14 protein-coding genes are annotated in these 14,279 nt (G+C 67.4%); 5 read left to right on the top strand and 9 right to left on the bottom strand.

Annotated features, from left to right (window positions below; translation table 11 throughout):
• Position 1: 1 nt before the first annotated feature.
• The 6 genes from ACFXHA_RS29355 to ACFXHA_RS29330 all read right to left on the bottom strand — a co-directional run bounded on the left by ACFXHA_RS29355 (position 2) and on the right by ACFXHA_RS29330 (position 5,508).
• Positions 2–358: a DUF1048 domain-containing protein gene (locus tag ACFXHA_RS29355; RefSeq protein WP_379362199.1), complete on the bottom strand. Its 357-nt coding sequence runs from the start codon at positions 356–358 to the stop codon at positions 2–4.
• Positions 355–663, bottom strand: coding sequence for a PadR family transcriptional regulator (locus ACFXHA_RS29350; protein ID WP_379362198.1), 309 nt, complete (start codon positions 661–663; stop codon positions 355–357). Before ACFXHA_RS29350 ends, ACFXHA_RS29355 begins: the two co-directional genes overlap by 4 nt.
• 427 nt (positions 664–1,090) lie before the next feature.
• Positions 1,091–1,546, bottom strand: a complete 456-nt coding sequence (gene msrB, locus ACFXHA_RS29345; RefSeq protein WP_379362197.1) for a peptide-methionine (R)-S-oxide reductase MsrB — start codon at positions 1,544–1,546, stop codon at positions 1,091–1,093.
• 9 nt (positions 1,547–1,555) lie between these two features.
• Positions 1,556–2,842 carry a glycosyltransferase family 87 protein gene (locus tag ACFXHA_RS29340; RefSeq protein ID WP_379362196.1) on the bottom strand — a complete coding sequence of 429 codons (1,287 nt, stop codon included), beginning with the start codon at positions 2,840–2,842 and terminating at the stop codon, positions 1,556–1,558.
• 297 nt (positions 2,843–3,139) lie between these two features.
• A complete protein-coding gene (locus ACFXHA_RS29335) occupies positions 3,140–4,702 on the bottom strand; it encodes an alpha/beta fold hydrolase (RefSeq protein WP_379362195.1) in 1,563 nt (520 codons plus the stop codon).
• 32 nt (positions 4,703–4,734) lie between these two features.
• Positions 4,735–5,508: a pyrimidine reductase family protein gene (locus tag ACFXHA_RS29330; protein WP_379362194.1), complete on the bottom strand. Its 774-nt coding sequence runs from the start codon at positions 5,506–5,508 to the stop codon at positions 4,735–4,737.
• Between the two features lie 35 nt (positions 5,509–5,543).
• Here ACFXHA_RS29330 and zapE point away from each other — a divergent pair, with 35 nt between their 5' ends.
• Together zapE and ACFXHA_RS29320 are read left to right on the top strand one after the other, a co-directional pair.
• The gene (zapE, locus tag ACFXHA_RS29325; protein WP_379362193.1) at positions 5,544–6,566 is read left to right on the top strand and encodes a cell division protein ZapE; all 1,023 of its coding nucleotides are present in this window, start codon (positions 5,544–5,546) and stop codon (positions 6,564–6,566) included.
• Positions 6,567–6,716: 150 nt separating this feature from the next.
• Positions 6,717–7,523, top strand: a complete 807-nt coding sequence (locus tag ACFXHA_RS29320; RefSeq protein WP_379362192.1) for a tyrosine-protein phosphatase — start codon at positions 6,717–6,719, stop codon at positions 7,521–7,523.
• 12 nt (positions 7,524–7,535) lie between these two features.
• On the opposite strand, the gene ACFXHA_RS29315 is transcribed toward ACFXHA_RS29320, so the two are convergent.
• A complete protein-coding gene (locus tag ACFXHA_RS29315) occupies positions 7,536–7,784 on the bottom strand; it encodes a hypothetical protein (protein WP_379362191.1) in 249 nt (82 codons plus the stop codon).
• 205 nt (positions 7,785–7,989) lie between these two features.
• Here ACFXHA_RS29315 and ACFXHA_RS29310 point away from each other — a divergent pair, with 205 nt between their 5' ends.
• Complete coding sequence (locus ACFXHA_RS29310) at positions 7,990–9,666, top strand: TlrC/CarA/OleB/SrmB family ABC-F type ribosomal protection protein (protein WP_379362190.1); 1,677 nt, start codon at positions 7,990–7,992, stop codon at positions 9,664–9,666.
• Between the two features lie 6 nt (positions 9,667–9,672).
• On the opposite strand, the gene ACFXHA_RS29305 is transcribed toward ACFXHA_RS29310, so the two are convergent.
• Positions 9,673–10,203 carry a GNAT family N-acetyltransferase gene (locus ACFXHA_RS29305; RefSeq protein WP_379362310.1) on the bottom strand — a complete coding sequence of 177 codons (531 nt, stop codon included), beginning with the start codon at positions 10,201–10,203 and terminating at the stop codon, positions 9,673–9,675.
• A gap of 26 nt (positions 10,204–10,229) precedes the next feature.
• Positions 10,230–11,462: an MFS transporter gene (locus ACFXHA_RS29300; protein WP_379362189.1), complete on the bottom strand. Its 1,233-nt coding sequence runs from the start codon at positions 11,460–11,462 to the stop codon at positions 10,230–10,232.
• Positions 11,463–11,755: 293 nt separating this feature from the next.
• Between ACFXHA_RS29300 and ACFXHA_RS29295 the strand changes: the two genes are divergently transcribed.
• The gene (locus ACFXHA_RS29295) at positions 11,756–12,673 is read left to right on the top strand and encodes a hypothetical protein (protein WP_379362188.1); all 918 of its coding nucleotides are present in this window, start codon (positions 11,756–11,758) and stop codon (positions 12,671–12,673) included.
• A 177-nt stretch (positions 12,674–12,850) separates the two neighbouring features.
• On the top strand, positions 12,851–14,278 hold the full coding sequence (rox, locus tag ACFXHA_RS29290; RefSeq protein ID WP_379362187.1) for a rifampin monooxygenase: 1,428 nt from the start codon (positions 12,851–12,853) through the stop codon (positions 14,276–14,278).
• Position 14,279 lies beyond the last annotated feature (1 nt).

Raw genomic sequence — 14,279 nt, 5'->3', positions numbered from 1 at the left:
GTTATCCTCCTAACCGATCCAGCTTTCTGGCTACATTTCTGTTCAACTGCGCCCGCCACCTGTCGCGATAATCCGCGGCTCCTTCGCTGCCGGCGATCGCCGCGCAGAATCCCGCTATGTCATCGCCCAACGCCTCATGGACGCCCTGCCCCTCCGACGCCGTTTCCTCGAGCAGTCCGAGAATGCCGTCGAGAATCGGCATCAGATTGCGACCCGTGAAATCCGAGCGGGGTGAGAGGTTGCGTTTGATCTCTTCCCAGGCCGTTCGATACTCGGCCGGGAGAGCCTCGGCCCGGGCCTCGAAGGCTTTGTATTCCCTGGTGAGATCGCTACCCGTGACTGTCTCCCAGAAATTCATCGCTCACTTCCCTTGAGCTCATTGATACGCGATGAGACGTATTCCCATTTCTTCCAGAATGTCGAGAGTTCTTTCCGCCCCGCATTATTGAGCGCGTAGAACTTGCGCGGCGGCCCGACTTCGGAAGGCCGTTTCGAGACATCGACGAGCCCGCTCTTCTCCAGGCGCAGCAGAATCGCGTAAACCGTCCCCTCGATGACATCCGCGAACCCGAGATCATTCAGCCGACGCGTAATGGCATACCCATAGGTCTCCTCGTTGTCGATGATCTCGAGAACGCACCCTTCGAGCGTGCCTTTCAGCATCTCCGTCAAGTTTTCCGTGGCAGGCTCCTTCGCTCGGGCACTACTCAGTGGTAATGACTACCACTAGACTGTAGCACAGGGTAGTGAAGGACGGCCGCGACGATTCCACCCGGAACACCGAAACTGTTGGCGGACCGCGATATTCGCTGGATGATGAGCGAGTGAGCGCAGGGGAGGACGCGGCGGATCGCCGTGCGGGGGCATCGCCTCGATCGGTATTCGCGCAACGACTGAACGCTTTGTTCGAGGCCGCGGGCAAGCCGACGTTGCGCTGAGTGGCCAGCTGACGGGGCTCACCTGCGGACTCGTGCTCGGTGACGCAGACCCCTACTTCGCCGGCAGCATCGTGCTGTGGCAGACGGATTCGGGCGCGCCCGTCGTGGTGGGATCGGTGCTGGATTCGCACCGATCGCCCCGTGAGGTGGTCTCAGCTGTCGGAGCCTGCCGCGGGTTCCAGCCGCAGCGACAGGGAGTTGATGCAGTAGCGCTTGTCGGTGGGGGTGGGGTAGCCCTCGCCCTCGAAGACGTGTCCGAGGTGGCTGTGGCAGTTGGCGCACAGGACTTCTACGCGTCGCATGCCCAGGGTGTCGTCGGTGCGCAGCACGACCGCGTCGGATTTCGCCGGGTCGAAGAAGGACGGCCAGCCGCAGTGCGAATGGAATTTCTCACCGCTGCGGAACAATTCGGAGCCGCAGGCTCGGCAGGAGTAGACGCCTTCGGTCTCGGTGTCGGTGTATTCGCCGGTGAACGCCCGTTCGGTGCCCGCCTCGCGCAGCACGTGGTACTCCTCCGGGCTCAGCTTGGCCCGCCATTCCTGCGGGGTCAGCTGGATGCGCGGGACGGGCTGTTCGGCCCCCGTCGAGGTGTCAGCATCGGAACTCATGGTTCCACGCTAGTACGCGGCACCGGCCTTGGTGCGCGGCGTGACGGCGACCTCGGTGTCGTCGATGTCCCATTCCGGGTGCATCCAGGCCGGATCCAGCGACTTGCCGGTCTGCAGCCGGCCTTCGCGCTTGGCGGCCAGGTAGCGGTCGCCGAGCACGCAGAACACGACGATCAGCAGCAGCCCCCAGCCGAAGGTGGTGCGCAGGTATTCCAGGTCGCGGCCGATGCTCTGCCAGCGGTCGGAGAGCCACTTGTCGTAGGACATGAATCCGAAGATCGCGAGCCAGGCGGGCCAGTTGCGCAGCAACGAGTTTCGCAGCACCACGGTCATCAGCAGCGGGAACAGGAACATCGAGTAGTACATCTGGCCCAGCGGGCCCAGCAGCATGGTGGCGGTGATCAGGATGCCGGAGGTGGTGCAGATGAAGAACACCTCGTCGTCACGGTAGTACCGGTACAGCAGCCACAGCGAGATCAGCACCAGGACACCCATGACGATGCGAATGCTCCAGGTCAGCCAGTCGGCGACACCGTAGTACCCGGCATTGCCGACGATCGCGCTGTTGAAGTAGTCGCGCGCCTCCGACAGGTACGGCAGGGTGTGCGTCCAGAACGCCTTGTAGTCCACGATCAACGGCCAGGCCAGCAGGTTCAGCAGGACCGGGATGCCCAGGGCGGTGATGAACACCTTCCACTGCCCGCGCACCAGCGGAATCAGCAACAGCGGCACCAGCAATGGCCCCTTGACCGCGATGGTCAACCCCAGTGCCACACCGGCCCAAAGGTCTTTGCGCTTGAGCAGCAGATGGATGTACGCCATCATCGCCAGGAACAGGCACCCGTTGATATTGGTGAAGCCCAGCGTGTTGGTGACCGTCTCGGAGACGAACATGGCCAGCAGCAGCGCGGGCGCGGCCACCGAGTTCAGCGTGTAGTTGAACAGTTTCAGCAGCAGATACCAGGCCAGCAGCAGCGCGATGGCGTTGATCAGGATGAAGCCCCAACGCGACTTCTCCGGGTCGATGATCGCCAGCGGCGAGATCAGCAGCGTGCCGCTGGGCGGGTACAGGTACGCCGGGTCGGTCGAGTTGAAGTTGGCGTTGTACACCGCGCGGTGATTGAGGAACGCGAGCGACGCGTTGTACACCGGCGTGAAGTCATTGGTGACGTGGTAGTTGACAGCATTGATGAACACGCGATGGATCACGGTGAGGATCGCGAGCGGCCACAGGGCGAAGTTCAGTACCTCGGCGGTGGTGCGAGCGGTGCGCGGCTCGAGCTGTCGAAGGAACACTCGGGCACGGTACACCGAAACCCCCCGTCACACATGCGCCGACCCGCTGTTCCACCTCCCCGGGACTTCAGCGGGCGGCTTGGGTGCCGCCTGCTGTCTCGCACCCGGAGCGGCGGTTGGGAGCCGAACCGATTTCGGGGGTACCCGGGGAGTTACCCCGACCGTTGCGAGATCAGTTGTCGCGTTGGCATACGAGTTGTCGCGCGGGCATGCGTGACGGGTGCGGGGGTCTGGCGTACGCGATGAGCACGAGAGTATGGCTGCCTTCGCGGGCGCGCATCGGTCGCGGGATCGGTGTTAGGCCGGGCAGGCGGTGCCGTCGGCGGGGAGCTTGGCGTCCTTGAGGTAGTCGGCGAGGGACTGTTGGGCGCAGCCGGAGTGGGCGAAGGTGGGGTGGCCCCAGCCTTGCCAGACGACGGTGGCGGTGCGGGCGCCTGCTGCGCCGAGGGCGCCGGTGACGGTGGGGCGGCCGTCCTGGCCGACGACCGGGTCGGCGCTGCCGCCGAGGACCAGGACCGGCAGGTCGAGCTTGTCGGGTGCGGTCATCGGGCCGGCGGCGGGCCAGGCCGAGCAGGCCATCAGGTCGATGGCCGCGACCTTGCCGAATACCGGATATTGGGTGGCCCAGCTGGTTTCGAGGGCGCGGGCCTTGTCGGGGGTGGACGGCTCGTGGTTGTCGCTGCACCGGTTGACGAACTGACCGTCGGTGGCGACGCCCGCGGCGGCCCGCAGGATGAACGGGGTGATCGGCCCGTGGTCGCCGCGGCCCAGCGCGCTGAGCGCGTCGGCGAATTCGGTGAGCTGCGGATTGCCCAGGGAGCGTGAGTCACCCAGGAAACTGGCAAGCGTGGTGACCAGCACCGACGCCGACAGGTCGCCCAATTGCCCGGCCCCGGCGCGGTTCACGAGATCGAGGACGGCCGCGCGCGGATCGGCCCCGAGCGAGCAGTTCAGCGCCGAGCAGCGTTGCGCGAACGCGGTGAGCGCGGCCTCCTGCCCCTTGACCCGTTGTTCGGCGCGCCCGTTGGCGTCCAGCCCGACCGCCTGCGGCGAATCCAGCACCAGCCGTCCGAGGTGGTCGCCGTACTTGCGTGCGTAGTTCAGCGCCACGTTCGCGCCGGTGCCGGTACCCATCAACGCGATGTGGTCGACCTGCAGCTGCTTGCGCAACTGCTCGAGGTCGTCGGCGGCGTGCGGGGCGTCGTACATGCCCTGGCCGGGTGCGAGGAAGTCCAGGCAGGCGACGGTGGCCTCGCGTCCGGCGGTGCTCACGGCGTCGACGGGATCGGTTGTGCCGCGCGTGAACTGGGCCTGATCGGCGAGCACCTTGCGCTGTGGGTCGGTCATGCAGGTCACCGGCACCGAGCTGCCGATGCCGCGCCGATCCACCGCGATGATGGGCCGCGCGGCCAGTAGCGCGCTGGCGTTCCCGGCGGCCAGCCCCGCCAGCGTGGCGGTGGAGGACCGGTCGTTGCCGGAGGTGAGGATCAGCGGTGCCGCGTCTTTGGGGGTGCGGTCGTAGCGGGCGCGCATGGCCGCGTTGCGGAAGTTGCCCGCCACATTCCCGGCCACATCGATCTGGCTGGTGTATTCGGCGCATTCCAGCACCAGTCCGGGCGGCGGCGCGCCGAGCGACAGCAGGCTGAACGTCGGTGCGGTGCAGTCCTTCCAGGACAGGTCGGTCTTGGGCACCTCGGGCGCGGGGACGACGGCGTCGGCGGGCGCGGTACTGGGCGCGACCCCGGCCTGATGCGGCTGTTCCACGGCGACGGCCGGCCGGTCCGACGGCCCGGCCCCGCAGGCGGTGGTCACCAATACCGACAGTGTCGACGCCAGCAGAGCGGCCCGAGTCCAGCGCATGCGCTACAGCCTGCCAGGTCCGGGGCGCGGTTTCAGCCTCGGGTGGCCGCGCGTTCCCATCGGGTCAAGATCGTGCCGTCGTCGGCGAGCAGCAGGTGCCGGGGTTCCATGGGGGTGGGCGCGGCCTTGGGGGACACCGCGATTCGGCCCGCGGTCCCGCCCACCAGCTGCGGCGATAGGGTCAGGCAGAGGTCGTCGACGGCTCCGGCGGTGAGGAATTCCCCGAACAGTGACGGCCCGCCCTCGCACAGCACCCGCCGCAATCCCAGGGCGTCGAGGGAGGTGCGGATGTTCTCGGCCTCGCACTGGTTCTCGCCCGCAACGATCACTTCCGCGCCCGCGTCGATGAGCCGTTTCTTACTGTCGTCGGGCGCGGCGGCGGTGGTGAAGACGATCGGCCGCGCACCGGTATCGGTGAACAACCGGCTCGCCGGATCGAGGGCGGCGCGCGCGGTGACCACCGCGATCGGTGGCGGCGTGCCCTGCGCGTCCCCGCCGAGCCCTTCGCGGTGCAGTCGCCGGCGCAGCTCCGAATCGGTGTGTGCCGCACCGTAGTTCTCCGCTCGCGCGGTGCCCGCCCCGACCACGATCACATCGGCCAGATCGCGCAGCAGCGCGAACACCTTGTGATCGGCGGGCGTACCCAGCCCGCCGGAGCGCCCGTCCACGCTGACCGCGCCATCGATGCTGGTCACGAAGTTGACACGCACATACGGGACACTTGCCTCTACCGGATACGCGTACATCTCGACCAGGTCGTCGCGGGTGAGATCTGTGAGCTGAATCGCATTCGGCATACGCTGCATAAGGACCTATCCCATCACGCCTCTAGGCTTCCGCTGTGCAACAACGCCTCGTCGATCGCCACCCGGAGGTTCCGGCAGACCAGCTGGTGGCCCAGATGGTTCCGCCGCCCACCTTCGACGAGGTGAGCTTCGGTTCCTACATTCCGGACCCGAAGGAACCTTCTCAGGCCGCGGCCGTGCAGAAAGCCGCGCAGTTCGCCGAGCGGGTGACCGCCCTGCGTAAGGCCGCGGACAAGAAGTCGCTGTTCGGGAAGAAGAAGCCGGTGCACGGCATCGGTCTCTACCTCGACGGCGGTTTCGGTGTGGGCAAGACCCACCTGCTGGCGTCGATCTTCCACAGCGTGCCCAATCCCAAGTCGTTCGGCACCTTCGGTGAGGTCACCAATCTGGTTGGCGCGCTGGGCTTCAACAATGCGGTCGAGCGGCTGTCGGCCAACAGCGTGCTGTGCATCGACGAGTTCGAGCTCGACGATCCGGGCGACACCATGCTGGTCTCGCGGCTGCTCTCGGAGCTGACCGACCGCGGCGTCTCCATCGTGGCGACCTCCAACACCCTGCCCGGCCAGCTGGGCGAGGGCCGCTTCGCCGCCCAGGACTTCCTGCGCGAGATCAAGAAGCTGGGCGCGCTGTTCGAGGCCGTGCGTGTGGACGGCCCCGACTACCGTCACCGCGACCTGCCGCCCGCCCCCGAGCCCGCGTCCTACGAGACCCTGGTCGAGAAGGCCGCGCACACACCGGGTTCCACGCTCGACGACTTCGACGAGCTGCTCAAGCACCTGAGCACCCTGCACCCGTCCCGCTACGGCGCGCTGATCAACGGCGTGACGTCGGTGAACGTTTCGAACGTGCACACGGTGACCGATCAGGCCGTGGCGCTGCGCATCGTGGTGCTGGCCGACCGGCTCTACGACGCGGGCATCCCGGTGACCGTCTCGGGCGCGAAGCTGGATCAGATCTTCACCCAGGAGATGCTGGACGGCGGCTACCGCAAGAAGTACCTGCGCGCGATCTCGCGTCTGCTGGCGCTTTCACGTTTCGAGGCTCCCGCGCACGCCTGACTCGGGGTTGGGGTCTCAGGGGCTTGCCCCTGAGAGCCCCCGAGAGTTGGGGCTACCCCGGTGCTTCTTAGGGTCCCCACAGGTAATAAATTTCGAGGGTCAACGAAAACCGGTCCCGGTTCGGTTTTCGTCCTCGGAAGGAGATTTACCGTGCGTAAACGTGCTGTCCAAGCCGCCGCGGTGGTGACCATCGCCCTATCCGCGAGCCTGGGTTCGGTGGCGACCGCCTTCGCCACCGACCCGCCCGCCGCCACCTCGGATGCGGTCGTCAACACCGACAACCGCGCCCTCGGCCTCACCGGTGTCCTCAACGCCCGTGATGCCGGCGGCTACAAAACCGCCGACGGCCACACCGTGCGCACCGGCCTGGTCTTCCGCACCGGCGACCTGTCCAAGGCCACCGACGCCGACCTGGCCAAGCTCACCTCGCTGAATGTGGTGTCCATCCACGATCTGCGCACCAGCTACGAGCAGCAGCTCATGGGTGTCGACAAGGTCCCCGCCGGCGCGACCGAGCACCACGACGACATCATCGGTCAGGCCCCGCCGCAGGTGATGGCCTCCACCCTGTCCGCCGGCACCGACCTCTACCGCGCCTTCATCACCGCCCCCGGCGCGAACGAGGGTTTCGCGAACGTGTTGCGCGACATCGCCGACAACCCCGGCGGCGTCCTGTTCCACTGCTCCGCGGGCAAGGACCGCACCGGCTGGACCTCCGCGGTCCTGCTCACGATCCTGGGCGTCGACAAGGACACCGTCTACTACGACTACCTGCTGTCCAACTACTACCGCGGCGCCAAGGACGGCGACATGATGAACGGCGTCACCGCCTCCGCCCTCGACGCCGCCTTCGACCAGGTGAACAAGAGCTACGGCACCTTCGACAACTACGTCCGCGACGGCCTGAAGCTCACCGACGCCGACGTGGCCGCCCTGAAGGCCAAACTCCTAGCCTGACAGCAGTTCTCACTAGAGGTACTTGCGGGCCAGGGCCGTCAGTGCGAATCCGATGAGCATGGTGGCGATCGAGGTGTAGACCGCCACCTTGCCCAGCGGGTGGCCCTTCTGGTTGGCGGCGAGGCCGAGAAGGATTCCGGCCCAACCGAACAGGCAGGGGACCAGGAGGGCCAGACCGGCGGCGGCGAAGGCTGTCACGGCTAGTCCCTTGCCTTGGGCCGTCAGTCCGCCGGGTGGATCGGGTGCCGGTTCGTTCGCCATGTCGTACTCCCAGGCTGTGCGGTACGTAAACGCTACGCCGGGTGCGTGTTTCGCGCGGGGCGAAATAATGTGTTGACACCCCGGCGACTTCCTCGCTAATGTTCCGGGCCTCATGGCTTTCGGTTTCCTGTTTTTGTGATCAGTTCGCCGCGTTGAGCTCCGCTCCGCGTCGAGTCCTCATTCACCCAAAAATCGGGAGACCTCTATGCCTACCCTCCAATCCGCTGTATCCCAGCTCACCCTGTCCGCGGTCACCAAGCGCTTCCCCGGCCGCATTGTGTTCGACGCGGTCGACCTGTCCATCCGCCCGGGTGAGAAGGTCGGCGTGATCGGTGAGAACGGGGCGGGTAAGTCGACGTTGTTGCGGCTCATCGCCGGTCGTGAAGCGGCCGATAACGGCGAACTGATCGTGCAGGCCCCCGGCGGCATCGGCTACCTGGCGCAAACCCTCGAACTGCCGCCGACGGCAACCGTCGGCGCGGCAATCGACTTGGCGCTCAGTGATATCCGCGACCTGGAGCGTCGAATGCGCACGGCCGAAGCCGAATTGGCGGCACCCGGACCGTTGGGTCGCCGTCTCGACGCCTACACCGTGCTGGCCGCTCGCTTCGAGGCGCGCGGCGGCTACGAGGCCACCGCGCGGGTCGACGCCGCCCTGCACGGGCTCGGCCTGCCCGGCCTGGACCGTAATCGCTTGCTGGGCACGCTGTCCGGTGGGCAGCGGCAACGGCTGGCGTTGGCGGCGACCTTGGCGTCCGCACCGGAATTGCTGCTCCTCGACGAGCCGACCAACGACCTCGACGACGAGGCCGTGGAATGGCTGGAACGGCAACTGTGCGACCACACCGGCACCGTGGTCGCGGTGACCCACGACCGAGTCTTCCTCGAGCGCATCACCTCCACCGTGCTCGAGGTCGACGACGGCACGGTCACCCGGCACGGCAACGGCTATGCCGGCTACCTGCGGGCCAAGGCCGCCCAGCGTCACCGCCGGGAACTGGAGTACCGCACCTGGCGTGACGAGCTGGCCCGCAACGAACGGCTGGCCGAATCCAATGTGGTTCGACTGGAAGCGATTCCGCGCAAACTACCCCTGGCGGTATTCGCCGCGGGTCCGTTCCGCACCCGCAGCCGCGGTCACGGTGCGCAATCGCGGATCCGCAACGCCAAGGAACGGGTGTCCCGACTGACCTCGGATCCCGTTGCCCCACCGCCAGATCCGCTGCGCTTCACCGCCACCCTGCCGACTCCCACCGCCCCGCTCACCCCCGTGACCGGCCACGCTGTCGCGGATGTGTTGCCGGTCGCGGAGGTGGATTCCGTTGTGGTGCAGGGGCGTCTGCGTCTGGCGAGCCTGCGGATCGAGGCGGGGGACCGGTTGCTGGTGACCGGCCCCAACGGTGTGGGCAAGACCACGCTGTTGCGCCTGCTGGCCGGGGAACTGGCCGCCGACTCGGGCGAGGTGACGGTGCATGGCCGCGTCGGACATCTACGGCAAGAGGAATCGTCGTGGCACCCAGAGTTGACGACGTTGGGCGCCTTCGCCTCCGGCCGTCCCGGCTACGCGGACGAGCACGCCGACGCCTTGCTGGCGCTGGGCCTGTTCCGCCCGGCGGAGCTGCACCTGCGGGTGCGGGAGCTGTCCTACGGTCAGCGCCGCCGGATCGAATTGGCCAGGCTGGTCACCGATCCGGTGGATCTGCTGCTGCTCGACGAGCCGACCAACCACCTGTCCCCGGCCCTGGTCGAGGATCTGGAACAGGCGCTGTACGGCTACTCCGGCGCGGTGGTGCTGGTCACCCACGACCGGCGTATGCGCGAGCGCTTCCGCGGTCGCCGCCTGGAACTGCTCGCATCCGGCGACGCTGTTCAGGATCGGTGATGTTGCTCAGAATCGGTGACGCATGACGTAGTCGTGGTGGAGTTGGGCACCGACGGTGAAGGTCTTGGTGCCCGCCACGGTGAATCCGTGCTTGCCGTAGAACCGCTGGGCGCGCGCGTTGAGTTGGTTGACGCCCAGCCAGACCGCGACGCTGCCGTTGCCGCGGGCGGCGTCGAGCCCGGCGCGCATGAGCGCCGCCGCCGCGCCGCTGCCGTGGCTGCCGGGCAGCACGTACATCTTGCTGAGTTCGGTCACCGGCCGTTCGGTGATCACGGCGGCGACGTCCGGATCGGCCGGTGCCATGGCATTGAGCAGCGCGTACCCGATGATCTCCCCGTCGTGAACCGCCTTGAGTACCAGCCGGTCCGGATCTCCGAGGTACTCGCGGAACTTGCCGGGGGAGAGGTTGGCGGCGATGAAGGCGGCCTCGTCGGCGGGCAGGGAGCCGGGCGGGCAGGCCAGCGGGAAGGTCACCGCGGCCACCGCGGCGAGGGCGTCGGCGTCGGCGGGTTGCGCTCGGTCGACGATCGTGTCGATGGCTGCGGAATCGCTCACCGCCTCAGTCAAGCAGGTTCGGCGGCGGGCTCGGCGGTCGAGGGGGTCGTCGCGGTACGGGTGTGGAAGATGCGCGCGAACCCGATCAGCACCACCGCGAAGGCGAGCGGAATCGAGAATCCGGCACGCAGATTCGCGGCATCGGCGACCACGCCGACGACCGCGCCACCCACCAGGGTGCCCGCGTAGTTGAACAGATTGAGCCGCGCGATGAGCGCGTCGAGGTCGCGGCCGCTGGTGAGTTGCCCGGCCTCGCTGAAGCACAGCGGCGCGATCACCGGCAATCCGATTCCGGCGACCAGGAATCCGAGGATCGCGACCACCGGTCCCGGCGCGGTGACCACGATCAGCAGTCCGACCGAGCCGACCGCCGCCGCTACCCGCACCACCGTGCGCGGCCCGAAGCGCCGCACCCACAGATCACCGGTGAGCCGCCCGACCAGCGACGCGCCCTGATACGCCGCGAGCGCCAGCGCGGCGGTCGCCGAGGAGGACAGCAGTTCGTCCTTGAGGTACAGCGCCGACCAGTTGCCGACCGCGAGGTCGATGGCGAAGGCCAGTGCGATCACCACGCCGAAGATCAGGAACAGCCGGGTCGGCACCGAGGTGGCCGGTTGTCCTTCGGCCGGACCGGCTTCCGCGTCATCGCTGCCCAGCAAGCGCGGTCCCGCGACCGCGCAACCGACCGCCACCACCGCGGCCGCGATCGTGATCGACGCCCACAGCGGCACGTGCAGCGCCTCGAACGCCGACACGCACAACGCGCCGAGGATCGATCCGGCACTCCACGCCGCGTAGAACGACACCAGAATGAATCGGCCATAGCCGTGCTGAATGAACACCGCCTGCATATTGGTTCCGGCATCCACCATGCCGACCGCCACGCCGTACACCCCCAGCGCCACGAATGCGCAGATCAGGTTGGGTGACACCGCGATCGCCACACCGGCCACCGCGATCACCGCCAGCCCGGCGCGCAATGCCGTGCGACTCGACCAGCGCAGCGCGATCCGTTCCGCGGTGATGCTGCCGACGCCCGCGAGCAGTGAGATCAGCGCGACGATGGCGACGATGAGCCCGTCACTCAGCCCGAATTTGTCCTTCATCTGCGGTAATTCGGTGAGGATCACGGCCAGGAAGAACCCCTGCAGCGCGAAGGCGACGGAGTTCGCGGTGCGTGCCGCCCGCAGCGTCGGATCGAGAGCGCTGAGCTGCGACTTCTGAGGGTGAGGCGGGAGCATTTCGAAAGAGTAGCGGCGGTGGCCGAGTCCGGCATCCCGGACCTCGGTTACGATCAGCGCCCCGCTTGATCACACGCCGCTCGCAGTTGGATAACGAATCTGGTCGCTTTCGGGTCTGAAGGCGGTTGCCCTGCGGCACTCTGGAAGTGACGGCTCGGGCTGGTGGTTTCCGATACGACGGAAGCGGTCCTTGCGGTGAGTGTGGTGGCTGGGGTGATCTTGTGAGCACGAGGCGAGTGGAAGTACCGGTGGCACTGGCCGAACCGGATCCACACTCGAATCCAACTACGGTAGTGGGTGATTCGTCCCTTCGCGACCGTTCTCGGACCCGCGCGCAGGGGAAGGATTCGCGCGGGCACGCGGCGGGTGAGCGCTGCCGTGAATCCGACTGTGCGGCCTGCCGCTGGGATGTGCGGCGGCTGGAATTCTGGCTACGCGGCCGGCTGCTGGCCGCGGGTGCGGAGGATGTCGAGGTGGCCGCGAGCCTCGGCGGGATCGGCGTGGACGTGCTGTGGCGCAAGGGCGATCGGACCTGCGCCATCGAGGTCTCCAGCGCCGCACCCGAGTTGACGCGCGCCCGCGCCCGCACCGTCGAGCTGCGGACCAGCGGTTGTAGCGAAGTGCTATGGATTTGCCCGCCCGGATTCTGGACCGCGCAGCTGCCCGCGCTCGGTCTCGACGACTTCGCCGCCGACGGCTGCGAGTACCGGGTGGTCGGTGGCCTGCTCATCGCCGGACCGGGTGGTGTGGTCTCGGCCCGCCAATCCGCCTGTGAACTGCGAGAATTCATCACGGGCTGGGTGGCCGAGGAGATCGCCTTCGGCTGCCGCGACGAGCACCAGGGAGGATGGGCGACGGTGACCGACTGGGAACGTCACACTCGGACACAGGCGGCCGTCATCGCGCGGCAGCGGCAGGAACTGCAGAATCAGCGCACGGCTCTGGCCTTGGCGCGCAAGGCCACTCGCGACAAGACAAAGCAGTTGATGCGCATGACCCACCGCCTCGAACGCGCCGAGATCGCCTCCCAACAGCAGGCCGACGACCTGGCCCAAACCCGCCGCAAGATCGCCGACCACAACCGAGTGGACGCGACCCTGCGCCTGACGGTCGCCGGCCAGCGCTCAACCCTCTTGCAATGGCAACTGATCACCTGGTTCGCGGTACTCGTGATCATCATGCTCATCGCGGCAGGCTTCATGCTGAAATGAGCTTCGCGCGCTGAGCGTCGAAAGAATTTGATTCCCTCCCCACTTCAACTTATATCGGAGTGGGGGGCTTGCGGCAAGACCCCTGTCGTGCTGCAGAATCGTCGGCCGAAGGTCGGTACCTGCGGAAATAGCCTTTCCGCATGCCGACCCGAGGCAACTTCGACGATGGGCGGGTTCATGTTCGATGTGATCATTTCCGGGGCCGGGCCGACCGGTTTGATGCTTGCCAGTGAGTTGCGTCTGCACGGCGTCAACACTTTGCTGATCGAGCGCGATGCCGAACCGACCGAGGTCGTGAAGGCGATGGGCATGCATGCCCGCACTGTGGAGATCCTCGATCAGCGCGGAATCGCGGATCGTTTCATTGCGCTGGGTACCCAGCATCCGACCAACGGCTTCTTCGCGGGCATCTATACCGATGTACAGATCCAGCTGGATACCAGCTTCCCGTTCGTGCTGGGCCTGCAACAGCCCATCACCGATCGCCTGCTGGCCGAGCGCGCGGTGGAACTCGGCACCGAGATCCGGCGCGGCACCGAACTGGTCGGGGTGACCCAGGACGAGGAGTGCGTCACGGTCGAGCTGGCCGACGGCAGCACCCTGCGCACCCGCTATCTCGTCGGCTGCGACGGCGGCCGCTCCACGGTGCGCAAGGCAGTCGGCATCGATTTCCCGGGTGAGCCGAGCCGCATCGAGACCCTGCTGGGTGAGGTGGAGTTGACCGCGCCCCGCGAGGAGGTGATCGCGGCGGTCATGGAGCTGCACAAAACCCACCGCCGCTTCGGCGCGGTTCCCTTGGGCGGCAACCGCTATCGGGTGGGCGCGCCGGCTGCGGGCCTCACCGACGATCCCCGCGTGCCGCCGACCCTCGAGGAACTGCGCGAGCAGTTCCTGTCCATCGCGGGCACCGATTTCGGCATGCATTCCCCGCGCTGGCTCTCGCGATTCGGCGACGCCACCCGGCTGGCCGACCACTACCGGTCCGGTCGTGTCCTGCTCGCGGGTGATGCCGCGCACATCCACCCGCCGGTCGGCGGCCAGGGCCTGAATCTGGGTGTCCAGGACGCCTTCAACCTCGGCTGGAAGCTGGCGGCCGCCGTAGCGGGCTGGGCCCCGGCCGATCTGCTCGACACCTACGAGTCCGAACGCCGCACCTGGGCCGAGGACGTCCTCAACAACACTCGCGCGCAGACCGAGCTGTCGCTGCCCGAGCCCGGCCCCCAGGCGATGCGCCGCCTGCTTACCGAGCTCATGGCGTTCCCGGAGGTGAAGCGCTACCTGACGGAGAAGGTCATCGCCGTCAATATCCGCTACGACTTCGGCGACGGCCCCGATCTGCTCGGCCGCCGTCAGCGCGATATCCCGTTGAAGCAAGGCCGCCTCTACGAACTGCTGCACGAGGGCCGCGGCCTGCTACTGGATCAGACCGGAAAGCTCTCGGCCGCAGGCTGGTCCGACCGTGTCGACCACGTCGTAGCCGTCAGCGAGGAACTCGACGCCCCCGCGATCCTGCTGCGCCCCGACGGTCACGTCGCCTGGATCGGCTCCGACCAGCACGACCTGCTCGCCGCCCTGCCCCGCTGGTTCGGTTCGCCCGCAAGCTGAT

Source organism: Nocardia sp. NPDC059240, assembly GCF_042753865.1.
In the GTDB taxonomy this organism is placed as follows: Bacteria; Actinomycetota; Actinomycetes; order Mycobacteriales; family Mycobacteriaceae; genus Nocardia.
This window is presented reverse-complemented; position numbering and strand designations above follow the sequence as displayed.

Bases quoted from the DNA above. Each gene is read 5' to 3' on its own strand.
- msrB (WP_379362197.1), bottom strand. From the start codon at position 1,546: ATGAGTTCCGATGCTGACACCTCGACGGGGGCCGAACAGCCCGTCCCG.
- ACFXHA_RS29355 (WP_379362199.1), bottom strand. From the start codon at position 358: ATGAATTTCTGGGAGACAGTCACGGGTAGCGATCTCACCAGGGAATAC.
- ACFXHA_RS29310 (WP_379362190.1), top strand. From the start codon at position 7,990: ATGCCTACCCTCCAATCCGCTGTATCCCAGCTCACCCTGTCCGCGGTC.
- ACFXHA_RS29300 (WP_379362189.1), bottom strand. From the start codon at position 11,462: ATGCTCCCGCCTCACCCTCAGAAGTCGCAGCTCAGCGCTCTCGATCCG.
- ACFXHA_RS29350 (WP_379362198.1), bottom strand. From the start codon at position 663: ATGCTGAAAGGCACGCTCGAAGGGTGCGTTCTCGAGATCATCGACAAC.
- ACFXHA_RS29335 (WP_379362195.1), bottom strand. From the start codon at position 4,702: ATGCGCTGGACTCGGGCCGCTCTGCTGGCGTCGACACTGTCGGTATTG.
- ACFXHA_RS29330 (WP_379362194.1), bottom strand. From the start codon at position 5,508: ATGCAGCGTATGCCGAATGCGATTCAGCTCACAGATCTCACCCGCGAC.
- rox (WP_379362187.1), top strand. From the start codon at position 12,851: ATGTTCGATGTGATCATTTCCGGGGCCGGGCCGACCGGTTTGATGCTT.
- ACFXHA_RS29315 (WP_379362191.1), bottom strand. From the start codon at position 7,784: ATGGCGAACGAACCGGCACCCGATCCACCCGGCGGACTGACGGCCCAA.